Below are 15,654 nucleotides of genomic sequence, written 5' to 3'. Positions count from 1 at the left end.
CTCGGGGTCACCCAAAGTAAGGGGGCCGGGGCAGTCGTTTTGCGGGCGGCCAATCAATGGTCGGAACCATGAGTTTGACTGGGTTTCCTGGCCAGAACACCGATTTGGGAAATAATCTGGCCGATCATTTCAGTTTACCAGAATGTATTAATTGGTTCTTAGGCAACCAAGGGTTACAATCTTCGATGGGATCGGCACATCGACCTTGGGTTCCGACGGGCAAGGGCAATGAACAAGATAGACAGTAATACTGTCACATTGAAGCGTAAAATATTGCGCCAAATACGGATGAATCTACGCAAAATTGGAGAAGAGTCCGGAACTTCCGCGGTCGAGTTCGCCCTGCTTTCCCCGATCTTTATCCTTCTTTTGCTCGGAATGGTTGCATACGGTATCTATTTTGGTGCAAGCAACTCCTTGCAGCAAATCGCCGCCGATGCCGCCCGCACCGCAATTGCCGGATTGAATCAGACCGAGCGCCAGGCGCTGGTGGCGAGTTTCGTCAAAAACAATGCCAGTGGATACCCGTTCGTCGATTCCGGCAAGCTGACCTACCAGGCGACGGACAGCACGGCCGACGGAAATCAGTTCGTCGTGTCGATCCAGTACGATGCCAGCAACCTGCCGATCTGGAACCTGTTGCCCAGCCTTGCGATGCCGCAAACCACGATCTCACGCAGGTCGACCATCCGGATTGGAGGCATTTGAAATGTCGCAGTTCTTGCTGAGGGGCATCGGGGGGATCGCTCGCTCGATGGTTGGCGACAAGAAGGCGAACTTTGCCGTCATGACGGCGCTGATAGCGCCATTCGCGTTGGGGCTGGCGGCCTTTGCTGTCGACGAAGGTTCGATCTACACGGAGCGCAGGGAAGCCCAGGCGATGACCGATCTGGCGGCGATCACCGCGGCGTCGAACATCAACAATATGGAAGCCGCGGCAGTAACCACGCTCAGTGACAACCGAATGCCCGGCATCATTGTTCAAAAGCCAGGTCAGACAATCGTTCCCACGGTTGGCAAAACCGTCGTGTCGGTCACCGGCGGCCGATACTCAGCGGCGTCCTCCGTTGGCGTCGACAAGCGCTTCGAAGCCGGTAAAACGCCTTACAACGCCGTTCGCGTCACTCTGAAAAAAATCCCCGCCCGGTATTTCGCCAGTTCGCTCATCCCTACTCCGGTCGTCGGCACCGAAGCCATTGCCAGCGTGACCCCGCAAGCGATGTTCTCGGTCGGGTCCAGGCTCCTCAGCGTCAATGGCGGCATCCTCAACGCGCTTCTCAGCAAGTTGCTGGGCGCCAACATCTCGCTTAGCGTCATGGACTACAACGCGCTGATCTCGGCCGATGTAAACGTGCTTTCGTTCGTCGATGCCCTTGCCGTACAGTTGCAACTGACAGGTGTCAGCTATTCCGACGTGCTGGCGTCAAAAGCGACGGTAGGCCAGATCGCGACCGCCATGGCCAATGCGTCCGGGTCGGGCAGCGCCAGCAAACTTGTGCTGCAGACGATCGCGTCGAGGGCCACCAACACGGTCAAGATACCCCTCAGTCACCTTATCGACCTTGGCTCGATCGGCAAGCTCGGCCTCGGACAAAAGTCTCCCGGCTTTTCCGTCGACGCAAGCGCGATGGGCATGCTGGGTGCCGCCGCCTCGCTGGCCAATGGCTCAAACCAGGTCCAGGTCGATCTCGGCGCCACTATTCCGGGGCTTACCTCCACCACGCTCGCCATCGCCATCGGCGAACCGATGCAATACTCACCCTGGCTGGCCGTCGGGGAAAAAGGCACCGTGGTGCGCACCGCGCAGACGCGCATCAAGCTGGTCACCACAGTCGGCATCGGCAATTCCAATCTCGGCGGCGGCATCAGCCTGCTGTCCGTCAACCTGCCTCTGCATGTCGAAGTCGCCTATGCGGAAGCCAAGCTAACCGACATCAGCTGCCCGACAGGCCGGCCGGATAGCATCAAGGTCTCGATCGCCGCGCAGCCTGGCGTGGCCTCGCTGCACCTTGCCGCCAGCGACGCCGACAACAACCCATCGGCCTTCGCCGATTTCAGCAATCCGCAATCGTTCTCCGATGCCACGATTGCACAGGTAAGCGTGAAGCTTCTGCTGCTCACCCTCAATCTGCTCGATGTGAAGGGTTCTTCATCGCTTGCCATCACCAACAACGATCCGACCACATTGACGTTCGACAGCACCGATATCGCCAACAAGACGATAAAAACTGTCGCCACGAAAAACCTGACGCAATCGCTCACGACATCGCTGGTCAGCGGCCTCTCGCTCTCGGTCAATGCACTGGGCCTCGGGCTGGACGTGACGGCCCTGCTCGGAACGGTGAAGCCGGCGGTGGTAACGGTTCTGAACGGCGTGACGGCGCCGGTCGACGAACTGGTCTATAACGTGCTTGCAGCTGTCGGCGTGCATGTCGGCGAGGCCGATGTGCGGGTTGTCGGCGCGACTTGCGGGCGCTCCGTGCTCGTTCAATGAGATGATGAAATAGAGCTCAGCCGATCCGGCCGAGGAAGCAGCCCAACGGCGGCAGCGACAGAGTTCTTTCCTGCAAGACGCCGGCAGCACCGCCAAGATCTATCGGCTCTATCGCCTCCACATCCGGTGGCAAGTGCCAGCCGGCCGGCTCGTCGGCGAAATTGAAGACACAGAGCAGCTTTTCGTCACCGCCTTCGCGAATGAAAGCAAGGACGTCGCCGTTGGAATCGAGGAACCGGATCGAGCCTCGAACCAGCGCCGGATGCTGCTTGCGCAAGGTCAGCATCGCCCGGTAGCTCGCTAGGACGGAGGTTTGCTCGCCATCCTGGACGTCGACCGCCCGAGCGCGATGGCTTGCCGGGACCGGAAGCCACGGCTTGCCGGTCGAAAAGCCGGCATTGTCGGCACCAGCCTCCCAGACCATCGGCGTTCGGCACCCATCCCGCCCCTTGATTGCCGGCCAGAAGCGGATGCCGAAGGGATCGCGCAAATCCTCGAACGCCAGTTCGGCCTCCTCCAACCCGAGTTCTTCGCCCTGGTAGAGGCAGATCGATCCGCGTAGGCAGGAAAGCAGCACGATCGAGAATTTCGCCACCCTGTCCGGTTCGCCGCCCGGCCTTGTCCAGCGGCTGACATGGCGCACGACATCGTGGTTGGAGAGTGCCCAGCAAACCCAGCCGTCGAACACCGTACTCTCGAACGCCTCGACACAGCCACGTACGTGCGCCGCCGAGAATTGCGGGCCGAGCAGGTCGAATGTGTAGGACATTTGGAGCTTGTCGCCACCGCCGGTATAGGCGGCGAGCGTCCGCAACGAACGGGTTTCGTCGCCAATCTCGCCGACTGCGGCACGGCCTTCATAGTCGTCAAGCAACGCCCGGAAGCGCCTGAGGAAAGCAAGGTTTTCCGGCTGGCTCTTGTCGAACAGATGCTCCTGATAGAGATAGGGGCTGGTTGCCGTATTGGTGCCGCCGACGCTTTCCGCCAAAGGCGGGTTGCTGCGCAGCCAGCGGTCGTGGACGTAATAGTTGACCGTATCCAGCCGGAAACCGTCGACGCCGCGCTCGAGCCAGAACCGCACCGTTTCCAGCAAGGCGTCCTGCACCTGCGGGTTGTGGAAATTCAAGTCCGGCTGCGAGGCGAGGAAATTGTGCAGGTAATATTGCCTGCGCGTTGCGTCCCATTCCCAAGCCGGGCCGCCGAAAAGCGACAGCCAGTTGTTGGGGGCGGTGCCGTCGGGCTTCGCATCGGCCCAGACGTACCAGTCGGCCTTGGGGTTGTCGCGGCTCGTGCGGCTTTCGACAAACCATTCGTGCCGATCCGAAGAATGCGACAAGACCTGGTCGATAATCACCTTCAGGCCGAGCCGGTGTGCCTCGGCAACCAGCGCGTCGAAATCCTCTGATGTGCCGAACATCGGATCGACGGCGCAGTAATCCGAAACGTCGTAACCCATATCGGCCATTGGCGACTTGAAGAAAGGCGACAGCCAAACCGCGTCGACACCGAGCGATGCGACATGGGCCAGCCTCGAGGTGATGCCGCTGAGATCGCCGCTGCCGTCGCCTGTCGTATCCTGGAAGGAGCGCGGGTAGATCTGGTAGATGACGCAGCCGCGCCACCATTCGGCATTGTCAGCCATCATGGCTCTCCCCTGCGCCCGCCCGCGCTGTCCTGCTTTCGATCATGAACAAGACCGTTCGCCCAGGCACCGGCCGTGAGATACCGCTACTATCCGGTTCGATAGCTGGGCGCCAAAGAAAACCCGTCCGTTCCGGCAGCGTGAACATGCAGGCCCGGCGGTCGCCATTGATGACCATCGCAAGGCGACTGTTCTCACCGCTACCGAGAACCATGATCAGCCGGTGCCGGCTGGCATCGTGCCAGGCGGCCTCGTCGAGCGGCACGCCGGTTTCCGTCAGCCAGGCTACGTCTGGGATTTCCGAGCCCGCAGGCGATTCTCCGGTCAGGAATGTTGTGTCCAAGAGCGCCGGCACGGCACGACGCATCTTGGCGAGCAGAACCGTGTGCCGCTCCAGCGCCCGGTCGCGCCCGGACCAGTCGAGCCAGGTGATGTCATTGTCCTGCGCGTAGGCGTTGTTGTTGCCGCGCTGCGTGCGGCCGAACTCGTCGCCGGCCGTCAGCATGATCGTGCCGCGCGAGGCAAAGAGCGTCGCCAGCAGCGCGCGCTGATCATCGAAACGGACCGTAACGATCGCCCGGTCGCCGGTTTCGCCCTCGACGCTATTGTTCCAGGACAGGTTGTCGTCGTGACCATCGCGGTTCTGTTCGCCATTGGCCTCGTTGTGCTTGTGCTCATAGGAAACGATATCGGCCAGCGTCATGCCGTCATGCGCAGCGATGAAATTGACGCTGCGGCTCATTGTCTGGCCTGCTTTGGCAAAGACGTCGGACGAACCGGCAAGCCGCGTCGCCAACGCACCGATCATGCCGCCGTCGCCGCGCCAGAAGCGGCGGATATCGTCGCGGTATCTGTCGTTCCATTCGAGGAAGTGCGGCGGAAAATTACCCAGCTGATAGCCATCCGGTCCAATATCCCAAGGCTCGACGATCAGCACCCGGTCGCCAAGAACAGGATCTTTGCGAATGGCGTTCAGCAGCGGCGCATCAGCGTCGAAAACGCCGTCGACGCGACCCAGAACGGGCGCCAGATCGAAGCGGAAACCGTCGACGCCGGCATGGCGCACAAAGTGACGAAGCGTGTCGAGGACCATTTCCCGGACGACCGGATGATCGCAGGCGAGCGTATTGCCGGTTCCGGTGTCATTGACCAGAGCGCCGTCGGCCTCGTGCCGGTAATAGGCGCGATTGTCGAGCCCGCGCAGCGACAATGTCGGGCCGAGCCGGTCGCTTTCGCCGGTGTGGTTGAACACCAGGTCGAGGATGGTGCCGATGCCGGCCTCGCGCAGCGCGGCGACCGTTCCGCGCAACTCGGCCAGACCGCCGGGCGCCAGTCGCGGATCGAGCGCCATGAAGGTCACGGGATTATAACCCCAGGCGTTGCGCAGCCCGAGGGACGGTAAATGCCGTTCGTCGATCGATGCAGTCACCGGCATCAACTCAATGGCTGCGACGCCGAGTTTTCGCAGATGCTCGACAACGAGGGGGTGAGCGAGCGCTGCAATGGTGCCGCGTTGTTTCTCGGGAATGTCCGGATGCAGCTTTGTGAAAGCGCGTACCGGCACCTCGTAGATGAGGCCGCCGGGCCGAAATAGAGGCGGCAAAGCAGGCAAGGGTTCCGGCAAGACGCCAGCAATGGCCTTCGGCATCAGCGACGCCGTGTCGGCCCCCTCGCCCCGGCGCGCGGCCAGCCGGCCGTCATAGGCATAGGACCTGTCGATCTCGACGGCATAGGGATCGGCCAGCAGCTTGTCGGGATCGAACCAGAGACCGTGTTCCGGCGCGTAGTCGCCATCGGCGCGGAACCCGTATCGGGTGCCGGCGCCGAGACCGGCAACAAAAAGTGCGTGGACGCCCTCGCCTTCCGACTGGAGTTCCAGCCGGTCGACTTCCCAGTTGCCGTGTTCGTCGAAAATCGAGATCCAGATGCGCCGAGCCGACGAGGACCATGCGGCGAAGCGAATGCCTTCCTTGGTGATGGTTGCGCCGAGTTGGCTCACGCGCGCTCACAGCAGCAGGTCGTAGACAGTTTGAGGCGTTGCCAGGTTAGCTCCCCCTTCTCCCCTTGTGGGAGAAGGTGTCGCCGAAGGCGACGGATGAGGGGTGCTCCAGCTTGGCACCCACGGCGATCCGTCCAACACCCCTCATCCGTCTCGGCGCTACGCGCCGATCCACCACCCGGGGGCGAGCCACGGGTCTCGCCCCGTCCTTCGGACCCCACAAGGGGAGAAGGAAAGGCGCGCCGCTCCAGGCTCACGTAATCACGCTCGGCTTGGCGCGGCCGGTATGGCTGCGAATCCCGGCAATGTCGTCGGCCGCCGCGATCAAATCGGCAAGCGCCTCCTGGGTGTCGAGATCGTGGCGGCTCTTGTCCGGCTCGTAGCGCTCGACATAAAGACGTAGCGTCGCGCCCGAGGTGCCGGTGCCGGACAGGCGAAAGACGACGCGTGAGCCGCCTTCGAACAATACCCTGATGCCCTGGTTCTTGCTGACCGAGCCGTCGACCGGATCGTGATAGGCGAAATCATCGGCGCTGGCGATCGTCATGCCGCGCACGCTGGTGCCAGGCAGCGAGCCGAGCTTGGCGCGCAGCTCGTCGACAAGGGCGTTGGCACGGTCGGTCTCGACCTCCTCGTAATCATGGCGCGAATAGTAGTTACGGCCATAGGCCGCCCAATGCTGGGTAACGATCTGCTTGGCGCTTTCGCCGCGAACGGCAAGAATGTTGAGCCATAAAAGCACGGCCCACAGGCCGTCCTTTTCGCGGACATGGTTGGAGCCGGTCCCGGCACTTTCCTCGCCGCAGATCGTCGCCATGCCTGCATCGAGCAGATTGCCGAAAAACTTCCAGCCGGTTGGCGTTTCATAGATGCCGATGCCGAGCTTTTCGGCGACACGGTCGGCAGCACCGCTGGTCGGCATCGAACGGGCGATGCCTTTCAGCCCGGCCTTGTAGCCTGGCGCCAGATGGGCGTTGGCGGCGAGCATCGCCAGCGAATCCGACGGGGTGATGAAAATGCCCTTGCCGATGATCAGGTTGCGGTCGCCGTCGCCATCCGAGGCAGCGCCAAAGTCTGGCGCATCCGGCCCCATCATCTCGTCATAGAGGTGTTTTGCATGCACCAGATTGGGATCTGGATGGTGGCCGCCGAAATCCGGCAGCGGAATGAAATTGCGGGCGGTGCCGTTGGGCGCGCCGAGGCGGTTTTCGAGGATCTCCTTGGCGTAGGGGCCGGTCACAGCATGCATGGCGTCGAAGCGCATGCGGAAGCCTGATTTGAACAGCGCCCGCAAGGCATCGAAATCGAACAGGCTTTCCATCAGTTCGGCATAGTCGGCGACCGGATCGATGATTTCGACGGTCATGTCAGCCGCCTTGACCGTGCCGATCGTGTCGATGTCGACCGGCCCGATATCGGCGATCTTGAAGCTCGAAATCGCCTTGGTTTTTTCGAAGATCGCGTCGGTCAGCTTTTCCGGCGCCGGGCCGCCATTGCCGGCATTGTACTTGATACCGAAATCCTCATGCGGGCCACCCGGATTGTGGCTGGCCGACAGGATGATGCCGCCGAAGGTCTTGTATTTGCGGATGACATGCGAAGCGGCCGGCGTCGACAGGATGCCGCCCTGCCCGACCATCACCTTGCCGAAGCCGTTCGCCGCGGCCATGGCGATGGCCTTCTGGATGACCTCGCGGTTATAGAAGCGGCCGTCGCCGCCGATCACCAGGGTTTTGCCCTCGAACCCGTCCAGGGCATCGAAGATCGACTGGATGAAGTTCTCGGCATAGTGCTCCTGCTGGAACACCGGGACTTTCTTGCGCAGCCCGGAGGTGCCGGGCTTCTGGTCGGGATAGGGTTTGGTGGCGATAGTGCGGATCATCAGTCAGGCAGCCCTTTTCGAAAGCAGCAAGCGATAGAGTTGGACATATTTTTCGGCGCTTTTGTCCCACGAAACGTCGGCCTTCATGCCTTGCCGCTGCATCGACGTCCACACTGCGAGATTGGCATGCGCCTCGACAAGGCGGCGGACGGCGTACAGCAGGGCGCCGGCGTTGGCGGGGGCAAACTGGAAACCGGTCGCCACGCCGGCAGAGATGGCGGCTTCGTTGGCATCGATGACCGTGTCGGCAAGGCCGCCGGTGCGCGCGACGACCGGCACGCAGCCATAGCGCAGGCCGTAAAGCTGCGTCAGCCCGCAAGGTTCGAAGCGCGATGGGATAATAATAGCGTCGCAGCCGCCCTGCATGGTGTGGGAGAGTCCCTCGTCATAGCCGACGACGACGCCGATGCGACCGCGATGGCGGGCTGCGGCGGCAAGCAATGCGCCTTCCAGCCCAGCGTCGCCAGACCCAAGGATTGCCAGCCGTGCACCCGCCGCGACGATGCCGTCAACGGCCGCAGCCAGTATGTCCATGCCCTTTTGCCAGGTCAGCCGGCTGACAACGCAGACGATCGGGCTGTCATCGCGATCGAGGCTGAAACGGTCCTCGACCGCGGCCTTGTTGGGCATTCGCGCCTTGAGCGTCTTTGCGGTGTAGTTGGAGGCCAGATGCTTGTCGGTTTCCGGGTTCCAGATCTCGGTATCGATGCCGTTGACAATGCCATGGAGATCGACGGATCGCATATTAATCAGGCCGTCGAGGCCCATGCCGAATTCAGGCAAGCGGATCTCCTGCGCATAGGTCGGGCTGACCGTGGTGATCGCCCACGCGGCCTGCAGGCCGGCCTTAAGGAAGCCGACGCCGCCATAATATTCGACGCCGTCGAGCGCCATCGCCGCCGCCGGCAGGCCAAGCTCGCCAAAGATGCCGGCGCCGAACTGGCCCTGGAAGGCGAGGTTGTGGACGGTGATCATCGACGGTGTGCCGACCGCCTTGCCGTAGCGCATGTAGGCAAGCGTCATTGCCGACTGCCAGTCATGGGCATGGACGATATCTGGCAGGTAGCCCGAGATCGCGCCGCCGGCAATATCACCGCCTACCTGGCTCAAGGCCGCGAACCGGCGCCAATTGTCCGGCCAGTCGGCGCCCGTCGCGTTGCCGTATGGGCCGCCGGGACGGTCGAAAAGATGCGGCGCATCAAGCACGAACAGGTCGAGCCCGGCGATCTGGACGGCATGCACCGAAGCCTTGCCGCCCTGCAGCAATGGATATTGCTGAACCGCCTTCTTTTTCCTGAAGGCTCCCATCACCTGAGGATAGCCGGGGACGAGCGTGCGCATGGTGACGCCCTTGCCGGCCAATGCCACGGGCAACGCGCCGGTTACGTCGGCGAGCCCGCCGGTCTTGACCAGCGGAAAGATCTCGGGCGCCACCGACAGAACCTGCATGCACTACGATCCCAGCCTGTTGATCATGTCCTGCGTGACGAGGCAGATGCCTTTTTCCGAAACGCGGAAACGCTTGGCGTCGAGGACAGGATCCTCGCCGACCACCAGACCCTCCGGGATCCTGACGCCGTGATCGATGACCACGCGCTTCAGCCTCGCACTGCGGCCGACATGGACGTCGGGCAGCATGACGACCTCCTCCAGCGTCGAATAGGAGTTGATGCGCGCGCCGGTGAAGATCAGGCTTCGCTTCAGCGAGGCGCCCGAAACGATGCAATCGCCCGACACGAGAGACGACACGGCCGACCCGCGGCGGCCATCCTCGTCATGCACGAACTTTGCCGGGGGCTTCAACTCGGCATAAGTCCAGATCGGCCAGTCGCGGTCGTAGAGGTCGAGTTCCGGCGTGATGTCGGTCAGGTCGATATTGGCCTCCCAATAGGCGTCGACCGTGCCGACGTCGCGCCAATAGGCCTCGTTCTCGGCGGTCGAGCGCACGCAGGATTTGGCGAAGCGATGCGCGATCGCCTTTCCGTGCTCGACGATGTAGGGGATGATGTCCTTGCCGAAGTCGCGGCTCGAGCCGGGCTCTGCCGCATCTCGACGCAATTGCTCCATCAGGAACTTGGTTTTGAACACATAGATGCCCATCGAGGCCAGCGCGAAATCCGGTTTGTCGGGAATGCCCGGCGGATCGGCGGGCTTTTCGATGAAGGAGATGATGGTGTCCTTGTTGTCGACATGCATGACGCCGAAGCCGGTGGCTTCCATGCGCGGCACTTCGAGACAGCCGACGGTGACATCGGCGCCGGCCTCGACATGCTGGCGCAGCATCATTTCGTAGTCCATCTTGTAGACGTGGTCGCCGGCCAGGATGACCATGTATTCCGGCCCATAGGCCTCGATGATATCGATGTTCTGGTACACGGCGTCGGCGGTGCCCTCATACCACTGCGTTTCCGACACACGCTGGCTGGCCGGCAGGATGTCGAAACTCTCGTTGCGCTCGGGCCGCAGGAAGTTCCAACCGCGCTGCAGATGGCGAATTAGCGAATGCGCCTTGTACTGGGTAGCGACGCCCAGGCGGCGGATACCGGAATTGAGCGCATTGGAGAGCGCGAAGTCGATGATGCGGGTCTTGCCGCCGAAATAGACCGCCGGCTTGGCGCGGCGGTCGGTCAGTTCCTTGAGCCGGCTGCCACGGCCGCCGGCCAGCACATAAGCCATGGCGTCGCGTGCCAGCGGCTGTGTTCGCTTTATTTCAGCCATTCCTATCCTCCCAGGTTAGATGCTCCACACATAGCTCAGTCCGGGACGAATTCGAGCATGATCGTCGACAGCGGCGGCAAAAGCATCGTCGCCGAAATGCCTCCTTCCGCCTGAGCCTCGACGCCGCCGCTATTGCCCTTGCCGGAACCGCCATAATCCGTGGCATCGGTGTTGATGATCTCGCGCCATTTTCCGACCTGCGGCAACGGCACGCGGTAATTATCACGCGGCACCGGCGTGAAGTTGGAAATGACGGCGACCGGGTTGCCGCCCGGCGCGCTGCGCAGCCAGGCAAATACCGAGTTCGCGCTGTCGTCGACAATCAGCCAGGAAAAGCCCTCCGGCTCGCAGTCGCGGGCATGCAGCGCCGGGCGCGAGCGGTAGAGATAGTTGAGATCGCGCACCGTCTGCCAGACGCCGCGGTGAAGCCGGAAATCGAGCAGGTTCCAGTCGAGCGCGCGCGCCTCGCTCCACTCGCGGCGCTGTGCGAACTCCTGGCCCATGAACAAGAGCTTCTTGCCGGGATAACCCCACATGAAGGCGTAATAGGCGCGCAGCGTCGCGAATTTCTGCCAGTCGTCGCCGGCCATCTTGTTGAGCAGCGTGCCTTTGCCGTGCACCACCTCGTCATGGGACAGCGGCAGCACGAAATTCTCGCTGAAGGCGTAGACCAGGCCGAAGGTGATGTCGTTGTGGTGATGCTTGCGGAAGATCGGCTCCTTGGAGAAATACTCCAGAGTGTCGTGCATGAAGCCCATGTTCCACTTGAAACCGAAGCCCAGTCCGCCTTCATGCACCGGCTGCGAGACTTTCGGCCACGAGGTCGATTCCTCGGCGATGGTCATCACGCCCGGATGATGGCCGTAGACCTCCTTGTTCATACGCTGCAGGAAGCTGACCGCTTCGAGGTTCTCGCGCCCGCCCTTCTCGTTGGGAATCCATTCACCGGCCTTGCGCGAATAATCGAGATAAAGCATCGAGGCGACCGCATCGACGCGCAGTCCGTCGACGTGATATTTCTCGGCCCAGAACAGCGCATTGTTGACCAGGAACGAAATCACTTCGCGGCGCCCGAAATTATAGATCGCGGTGTTCCAGTCGGGATGGAAGCCCTTGCGCGGATCGGCATGCTCATAGAGCGCAGTACCGTCGAACTTTGCCAGACCGTGTTCGTCAACCGGGAAATGCGCCGGCACCCAGTCGAGGATGACGCCGATGCCTGCGCGGTGGGCGCCGTCGACGAAGCGGGCAAAACCGTCCGGATCGCCAAAGCGGGCAGTCGGCGCATAGAGACCCGTCGTCTGGTAGCCCCAGGACGGGTCATAGGGGTGTTCGGAGATCGGCATGAATTCGATGTGGGTAAAACCGGTCTCGACCACGTAAGGGATCAGCCTGTCGGCGAGCTCGTCCCACGACAGGAAGCTGCCGTCGTCGTGAAGCCGCCATGACCCGGCATGGACCTCGTAGATCGATACGGCTTCGCGCCTGTGGTCGGCATTGCGCCAGTAGTTCCGGTGCGCCTCGTCACCCCATTCATGCGCCGGCGGCAGCGCCGTCACCGAGGCGGTGGCCGGGCGCAGTTCGGACTTGAAGGCGAACGGATCGGCCTTGAGCGGCAATCTCACGCCATCCGGCCCGATGATTTCATACTTATACGGGCGGCCAGCGCCGATGTCGGGAATGAACAGCTCCCAGATGCCGGTGTCGCGGCGGACGCGCATGGTATGCCTGCGGCCGTCCCACTCGTTGAAGTCGCCGACCACCGAGACGCGCCTTGCATTGGGCGCCCACACCGCAAAATGCACACCCGATGCACCTTCATGGTCGATGAGATGGGCGCCGAGCTTGTCGAACAGCCTGAGATGCGATCCTTCGGCGATGTAATAATCGTCCAGCGGGCCGAGCACGGGGCCGAAGGAATATGGATCGGTCAGCCACCAGTCACCGCCGGAGTTCCTGGCATGATAGCGCAGCGGCTGACGTTTGCGCAGCGACAGTTTGCCTTCGAAGAAACCGCGATCGTCGCGTCTCGACAGCTCGCCGGCCTTCTTGCCAGTCAGCGTGTAGGCGGTGACGAACTCGGCATGAGGGACGAAGCAGCGGGCGACAAAGCCCTTCCCCGCGTCATGCACGCCAAGCACGGCAAACGGGTCGCCGTGCGTGCCGGCGACAATCGCCGCGACATCGCCGGCTGGCGCCAGTCCGTCCGGCCCGCTTGTCGCAACGGTCGCGCGCGGCTTGCTCATCAGACAGTGACCCTCCCCGGGCACCAAGTGTATGTTTCTAGTGAGTTTTGAATTCGACATTCGCATGCCGCCTGACCCTCCAAGGGATGCGAGGGTCAAATCCACTCCACTAGGACCACATTGTTCGTGGCCTCATGCAATCATATCAGGCGGGCACGTGCCATATGTCTTTCGCATATTGGCGGATCGTGCGGTCGGACGAGAACCAGCCGACGCGCGCGACATTGCGGATGGCTCTGGCGTACCAGTCCGGGCTGTTGCGCCAGACGGCATCGACGTCGCGCTGGGTGGCGGCGTAGGCATCGAAATCCGCGGCGACCATGAACCAGTCGCTCTGGTAAAGACCGTTGATCAGGTCGCGATAACGGTCCGGATCGTCAGGCGAAAAGACCCCGGATGAAACCGCGGCCAGCGCCTGCGCCAATTCAGGCGATCCCTCGATCACGGCGCGCGGATCGTAACCATTATTGCGCCGCTCGGCGACTTCCTCTGTGGTCAGGCCGAAGATGAAGATGTTGTCATCGCCGACGCATTCCTTGATCTCGACATTGGCGCCGTCGAGCGTGCCGACGGTCAGCGCGCCGTTCAGCGCGAACTTCATGTTGCCAGTGCCGGACGCTTCCATGCCGGCGGTCGATATCTGCTCCGAAAGATCGGCGGCCGGCATCATGATCTCGGCCAGGCTGACATTGTAGTTCGGCACGAATACCACTTTCAGCAAGCCGCGCACCGCCGGGTCGCGGTTGATGACCCGGGCGACGTCGTTGGCAAGTTTGATGATCAGCTTGGCGTTGTGGTAGCTGGGCGCCGCCTTGCCGCCGAAGAATTTGACGCGAGGCATCCAGTCGCGCTCCGGATGCGAGCGAATCTGGTCGTAAAGCGCGACCGCTTCTAGAATGTTCAAGAGCTGACGCTTGTATTCGTGGATGCGCTTGACCTGGATGTCGAACAGCGCCGAGGGGTCGACCTTGATGCCGAGCCGGGCGGCAACGAGATTGGCAAGCCTCGTTTTGTTCGCCCGTTTGACGGCAGCGAACTTGTCGCGAAAGGCGGCGTCCTCGGCGAAAGTATCAAGCCGCTTTATCTCGTCGATGTCGTCGAGGAAGCCGTCGCCAATCGCCTCTCGGGTGAGTGCCGTGAGGCCGGGATTGCACTGTATCAGCCAGCGCCGCGGTGTGATCCCGTTGGTCTTGTTGTTGATGCGATCCGGGTAGAGCCTGTGGAGGTCGGCAAACACTGTCTCCTTCATCAATTCCGTATGCAGTGCCGACACGCCGTTGATCGAGTGCGAGCCGACAAAGGCCAGGTTGCCCATACGCACGCGGCGATCGCCATTTTCCTGGATCAGCGAGATGCGGCTGATCTGCTCGTCCGAGAACTGGTCGGAGGCGCGCGCCTCGAGCAGCACCTCGGCGTTGATGGCGTAGACGATCTGCATGTGGCGCGGCAACAGCCGCTCGAACAGCGGCACGGGCCAGCTTTCCAGCGCTTCGGGAAGCAGCGTGTGGTTGGTGTAGCCGAAGGTGCGCTTGGTGATGCTCCAGGCCTGATCGAAATCCATGCCGTGGACATCCATCAACAGGCGCATCAGCTCGGCTACGGCGATCGCCGGATGGGTGTCGTTGAGATGGATCGCCGCCTTGTCGGGCAGCGATTGCAGGTCGCCATACTGGCTGAGATGACGCTGGACGATGTCCTGCAGCGAGGCGGTGGAGAAGAAATACTCCTGCCTGAGCCGCAGCTCCTGGCCGGCCTTGTGGGAATCGGCGGGGTAAAGGACGCGCGACAGGGCATCGGCCTTGTTGCTTTCGGCGAGCGCGCCGATGTGATCGCCGGCGTTGAACTTGTCGAGCAGGATCGGGTCGACCGGCATGCCGGACCACAGACGCAGCGTGTTGACGCGGTTGGCCCGCCAGCCAACCACCGGGGTATCATAGGCAACGGCCAGAACATGTTCGGTCGGCTTCCAGACATGGCGCTCGAGCCTGCCGTCCTTCGAGGTGATCGATTCCACCGAGCCGCCGAAGCCGACCTCGAAGGAACGTTCGCGGCGCTCGAACTCCCAGGGATTGCCGTGATCGAGCCACGTCTCGGGCAGTTCCACCTGCCAGCCGTCATGGATCTCCTGCCGGAACATGCCGTTGGCGTAGCGGATGCCGTAGCCATGCGCCGGGATGTTGACGGTAGCCATGCTTTCCATGAAGCAGGCGGCGAGCCGGCCAAGCCCGCCATTGCCAAGGGCAGCGTCCGGTTCGAGCGCTGCAATGATGTCGAGGTCGACGCCAAGCGACGACAGCGCCTCGCGCATATTGTCCATCAAGCCGAGATTGGAGAAGGCATCGCGCATCAGGCGGCCGATAAGGAATTCCAGCGACAGGTAGTAGACGCGCTTTTCCTGCTGGGCGTAGGCCTCTTGGGTCGCCTGCATCCAATGATCGACAATGCGGTCGCGCACAACCTTGATCGAGGCGGTGAGCCAATCGTACTGGGTTGCAACGTTGATGCCCTTGCCGACTCTGTATTTGAGGGCCTGCAAGACTTCCTCGGCGAGCGTCTTGGGATCCGGGTTTTCGAGCGTGGGCAGAGGAGCTTCGGTTGTCATCGCGCGCGTCATGCTGCCTCTCGTGACGTTGCCAGGATCATGCGGCTTTCACCATCTTTGCCAATGCTAAT

9 protein-coding genes are annotated in these 15,654 nt (G+C 62.1%); 2 read left to right on the top strand and 7 right to left on the bottom strand.

Annotated elements, in window-relative coordinates; all coding sequences use genetic code 11:
• Positions 1 to 288 precede the first annotated feature (288 nt).
• Positions 289 to 708, top strand: coding sequence for a TadE family protein (locus AC0L2X_RS03100; protein WP_352566541.1), 420 nt, complete (start codon positions 289 to 291; stop codon positions 706 to 708).
• 1 nt (position 709) lies between these two features.
• On the top strand, positions 710 to 2,494 hold the full coding sequence (locus tag AC0L2X_RS03095) for a pilus assembly protein TadG-related protein (protein ID WP_473554379.1): 1,785 nt from the start codon (positions 710 to 712) through the stop codon (positions 2,492 to 2,494).
• Between the two features lie 16 nt (positions 2,495 to 2,510).
• Here the strand turns inward: AC0L2X_RS03095 and bglA are convergent, their stop codons facing one another.
• The 7 genes from bglA to AC0L2X_RS03060 form a co-directional block, all read right to left on the bottom strand.
• A complete protein-coding gene (bglA, locus tag AC0L2X_RS03090) occupies positions 2,511 to 4,139 on the bottom strand; it encodes a beta-galactosidase BglA (RefSeq protein WP_473554376.1) in 1,629 nt (542 codons plus the stop codon).
• Positions 4,129 to 6,135 (bottom strand): glycogen debranching protein GlgX, encoded by a 2,007-nt coding sequence (gene glgX, locus AC0L2X_RS03085; protein WP_473554373.1) that lies wholly within the window; start codon positions 6,133 to 6,135, stop codon positions 4,129 to 4,131. Before glgX ends, bglA begins: the two co-directional genes overlap by 11 nt.
• 253 nt (positions 6,136 to 6,388) lie before the next feature.
• The gene (locus AC0L2X_RS03080; RefSeq protein WP_352566500.1) at positions 6,389 to 8,017 is read right to left on the bottom strand and encodes an alpha-D-glucose phosphate-specific phosphoglucomutase; all 1,629 of its coding nucleotides are present in this window, start codon (positions 8,015 to 8,017) and stop codon (positions 6,389 to 6,391) included.
• 3 nt (positions 8,018 to 8,020) lie between these two features.
• Positions 8,021 to 9,466, bottom strand: a complete 1,446-nt coding sequence (glgA, locus tag AC0L2X_RS03075) for a glycogen synthase GlgA (protein ID WP_352566498.1) — start codon at positions 9,464 to 9,466, stop codon at positions 8,021 to 8,023.
• Between the two features lie 3 nt (positions 9,467 to 9,469).
• The gene (gene glgC, locus AC0L2X_RS03070) at positions 9,470 to 10,735 is read right to left on the bottom strand and encodes a glucose-1-phosphate adenylyltransferase (protein ID WP_352566496.1); all 1,266 of its coding nucleotides are present in this window, start codon (positions 10,733 to 10,735) and stop codon (positions 9,470 to 9,472) included.
• Between the two features lie 35 nt (positions 10,736 to 10,770).
• Positions 10,771 to 12,981 (bottom strand): 1,4-alpha-glucan branching protein GlgB, encoded by a 2,211-nt coding sequence (glgB, locus tag AC0L2X_RS03065; RefSeq protein ID WP_473554369.1) that lies wholly within the window; start codon positions 12,979 to 12,981, stop codon positions 10,771 to 10,773.
• Positions 12,982 to 13,126: 145 nt separating this feature from the next.
• Positions 13,127 to 15,595, bottom strand: coding sequence for a glycogen/starch/alpha-glucan phosphorylase (locus tag AC0L2X_RS03060; protein ID WP_473554366.1), 2,469 nt, complete (start codon positions 15,593 to 15,595; stop codon positions 13,127 to 13,129).
• Between the last annotated feature and the right edge of the window lie 59 nt (positions 15,596 to 15,654).

The organism is Mesorhizobium sp. WSM4828, assembly GCF_055811175.1.
Note: the sequence above shows the minus strand (reverse complement) of the source record. Positions and strands in the feature narration are given on the sequence as shown.

What these genes read in the sequence shown, in the direction of transcription:
- AC0L2X_RS03100 (WP_352566541.1), top strand. Translation starts at nt 289, where the DNA reads ATGAATCTACGCAAAATTGGAGAAGAGTCCGGAACTTCCGCGGTCGAG.
- glgC (WP_352566496.1), bottom strand. Translation starts at nt 10,735, where the DNA reads ATGGCTGAAATAAAGCGAACACAGCCGCTGGCACGCGACGCCATGGCT.
- bglA (WP_473554376.1), bottom strand. Translation starts at nt 4,139, where the DNA reads ATGATGGCTGACAATGCCGAATGGTGGCGCGGCTGCGTCATCTACCAG.
- glgB (WP_473554369.1), bottom strand. Translation starts at nt 12,981, where the DNA reads ATGAGCAAGCCGCGCGCGACCGTTGCGACAAGCGGGCCGGACGGACTG.
- AC0L2X_RS03060 (WP_473554366.1), bottom strand. Translation starts at nt 15,595, where the DNA reads ATGACGCGCGCGATGACAACCGAAGCTCCTCTGCCCACGCTCGAAAAC.
- AC0L2X_RS03095 (WP_473554379.1), top strand. Translation starts at nt 710, where the DNA reads ATGTCGCAGTTCTTGCTGAGGGGCATCGGGGGGATCGCTCGCTCGATG.
- AC0L2X_RS03080 (WP_352566500.1), bottom strand. Translation starts at nt 8,017, where the DNA reads ATGATCCGCACTATCGCCACCAAACCCTATCCCGACCAGAAGCCCGGC.
- glgA (WP_352566498.1), bottom strand. Translation starts at nt 9,466, where the DNA reads ATGCAGGTTCTGTCGGTGGCGCCCGAGATCTTTCCGCTGGTCAAGACC.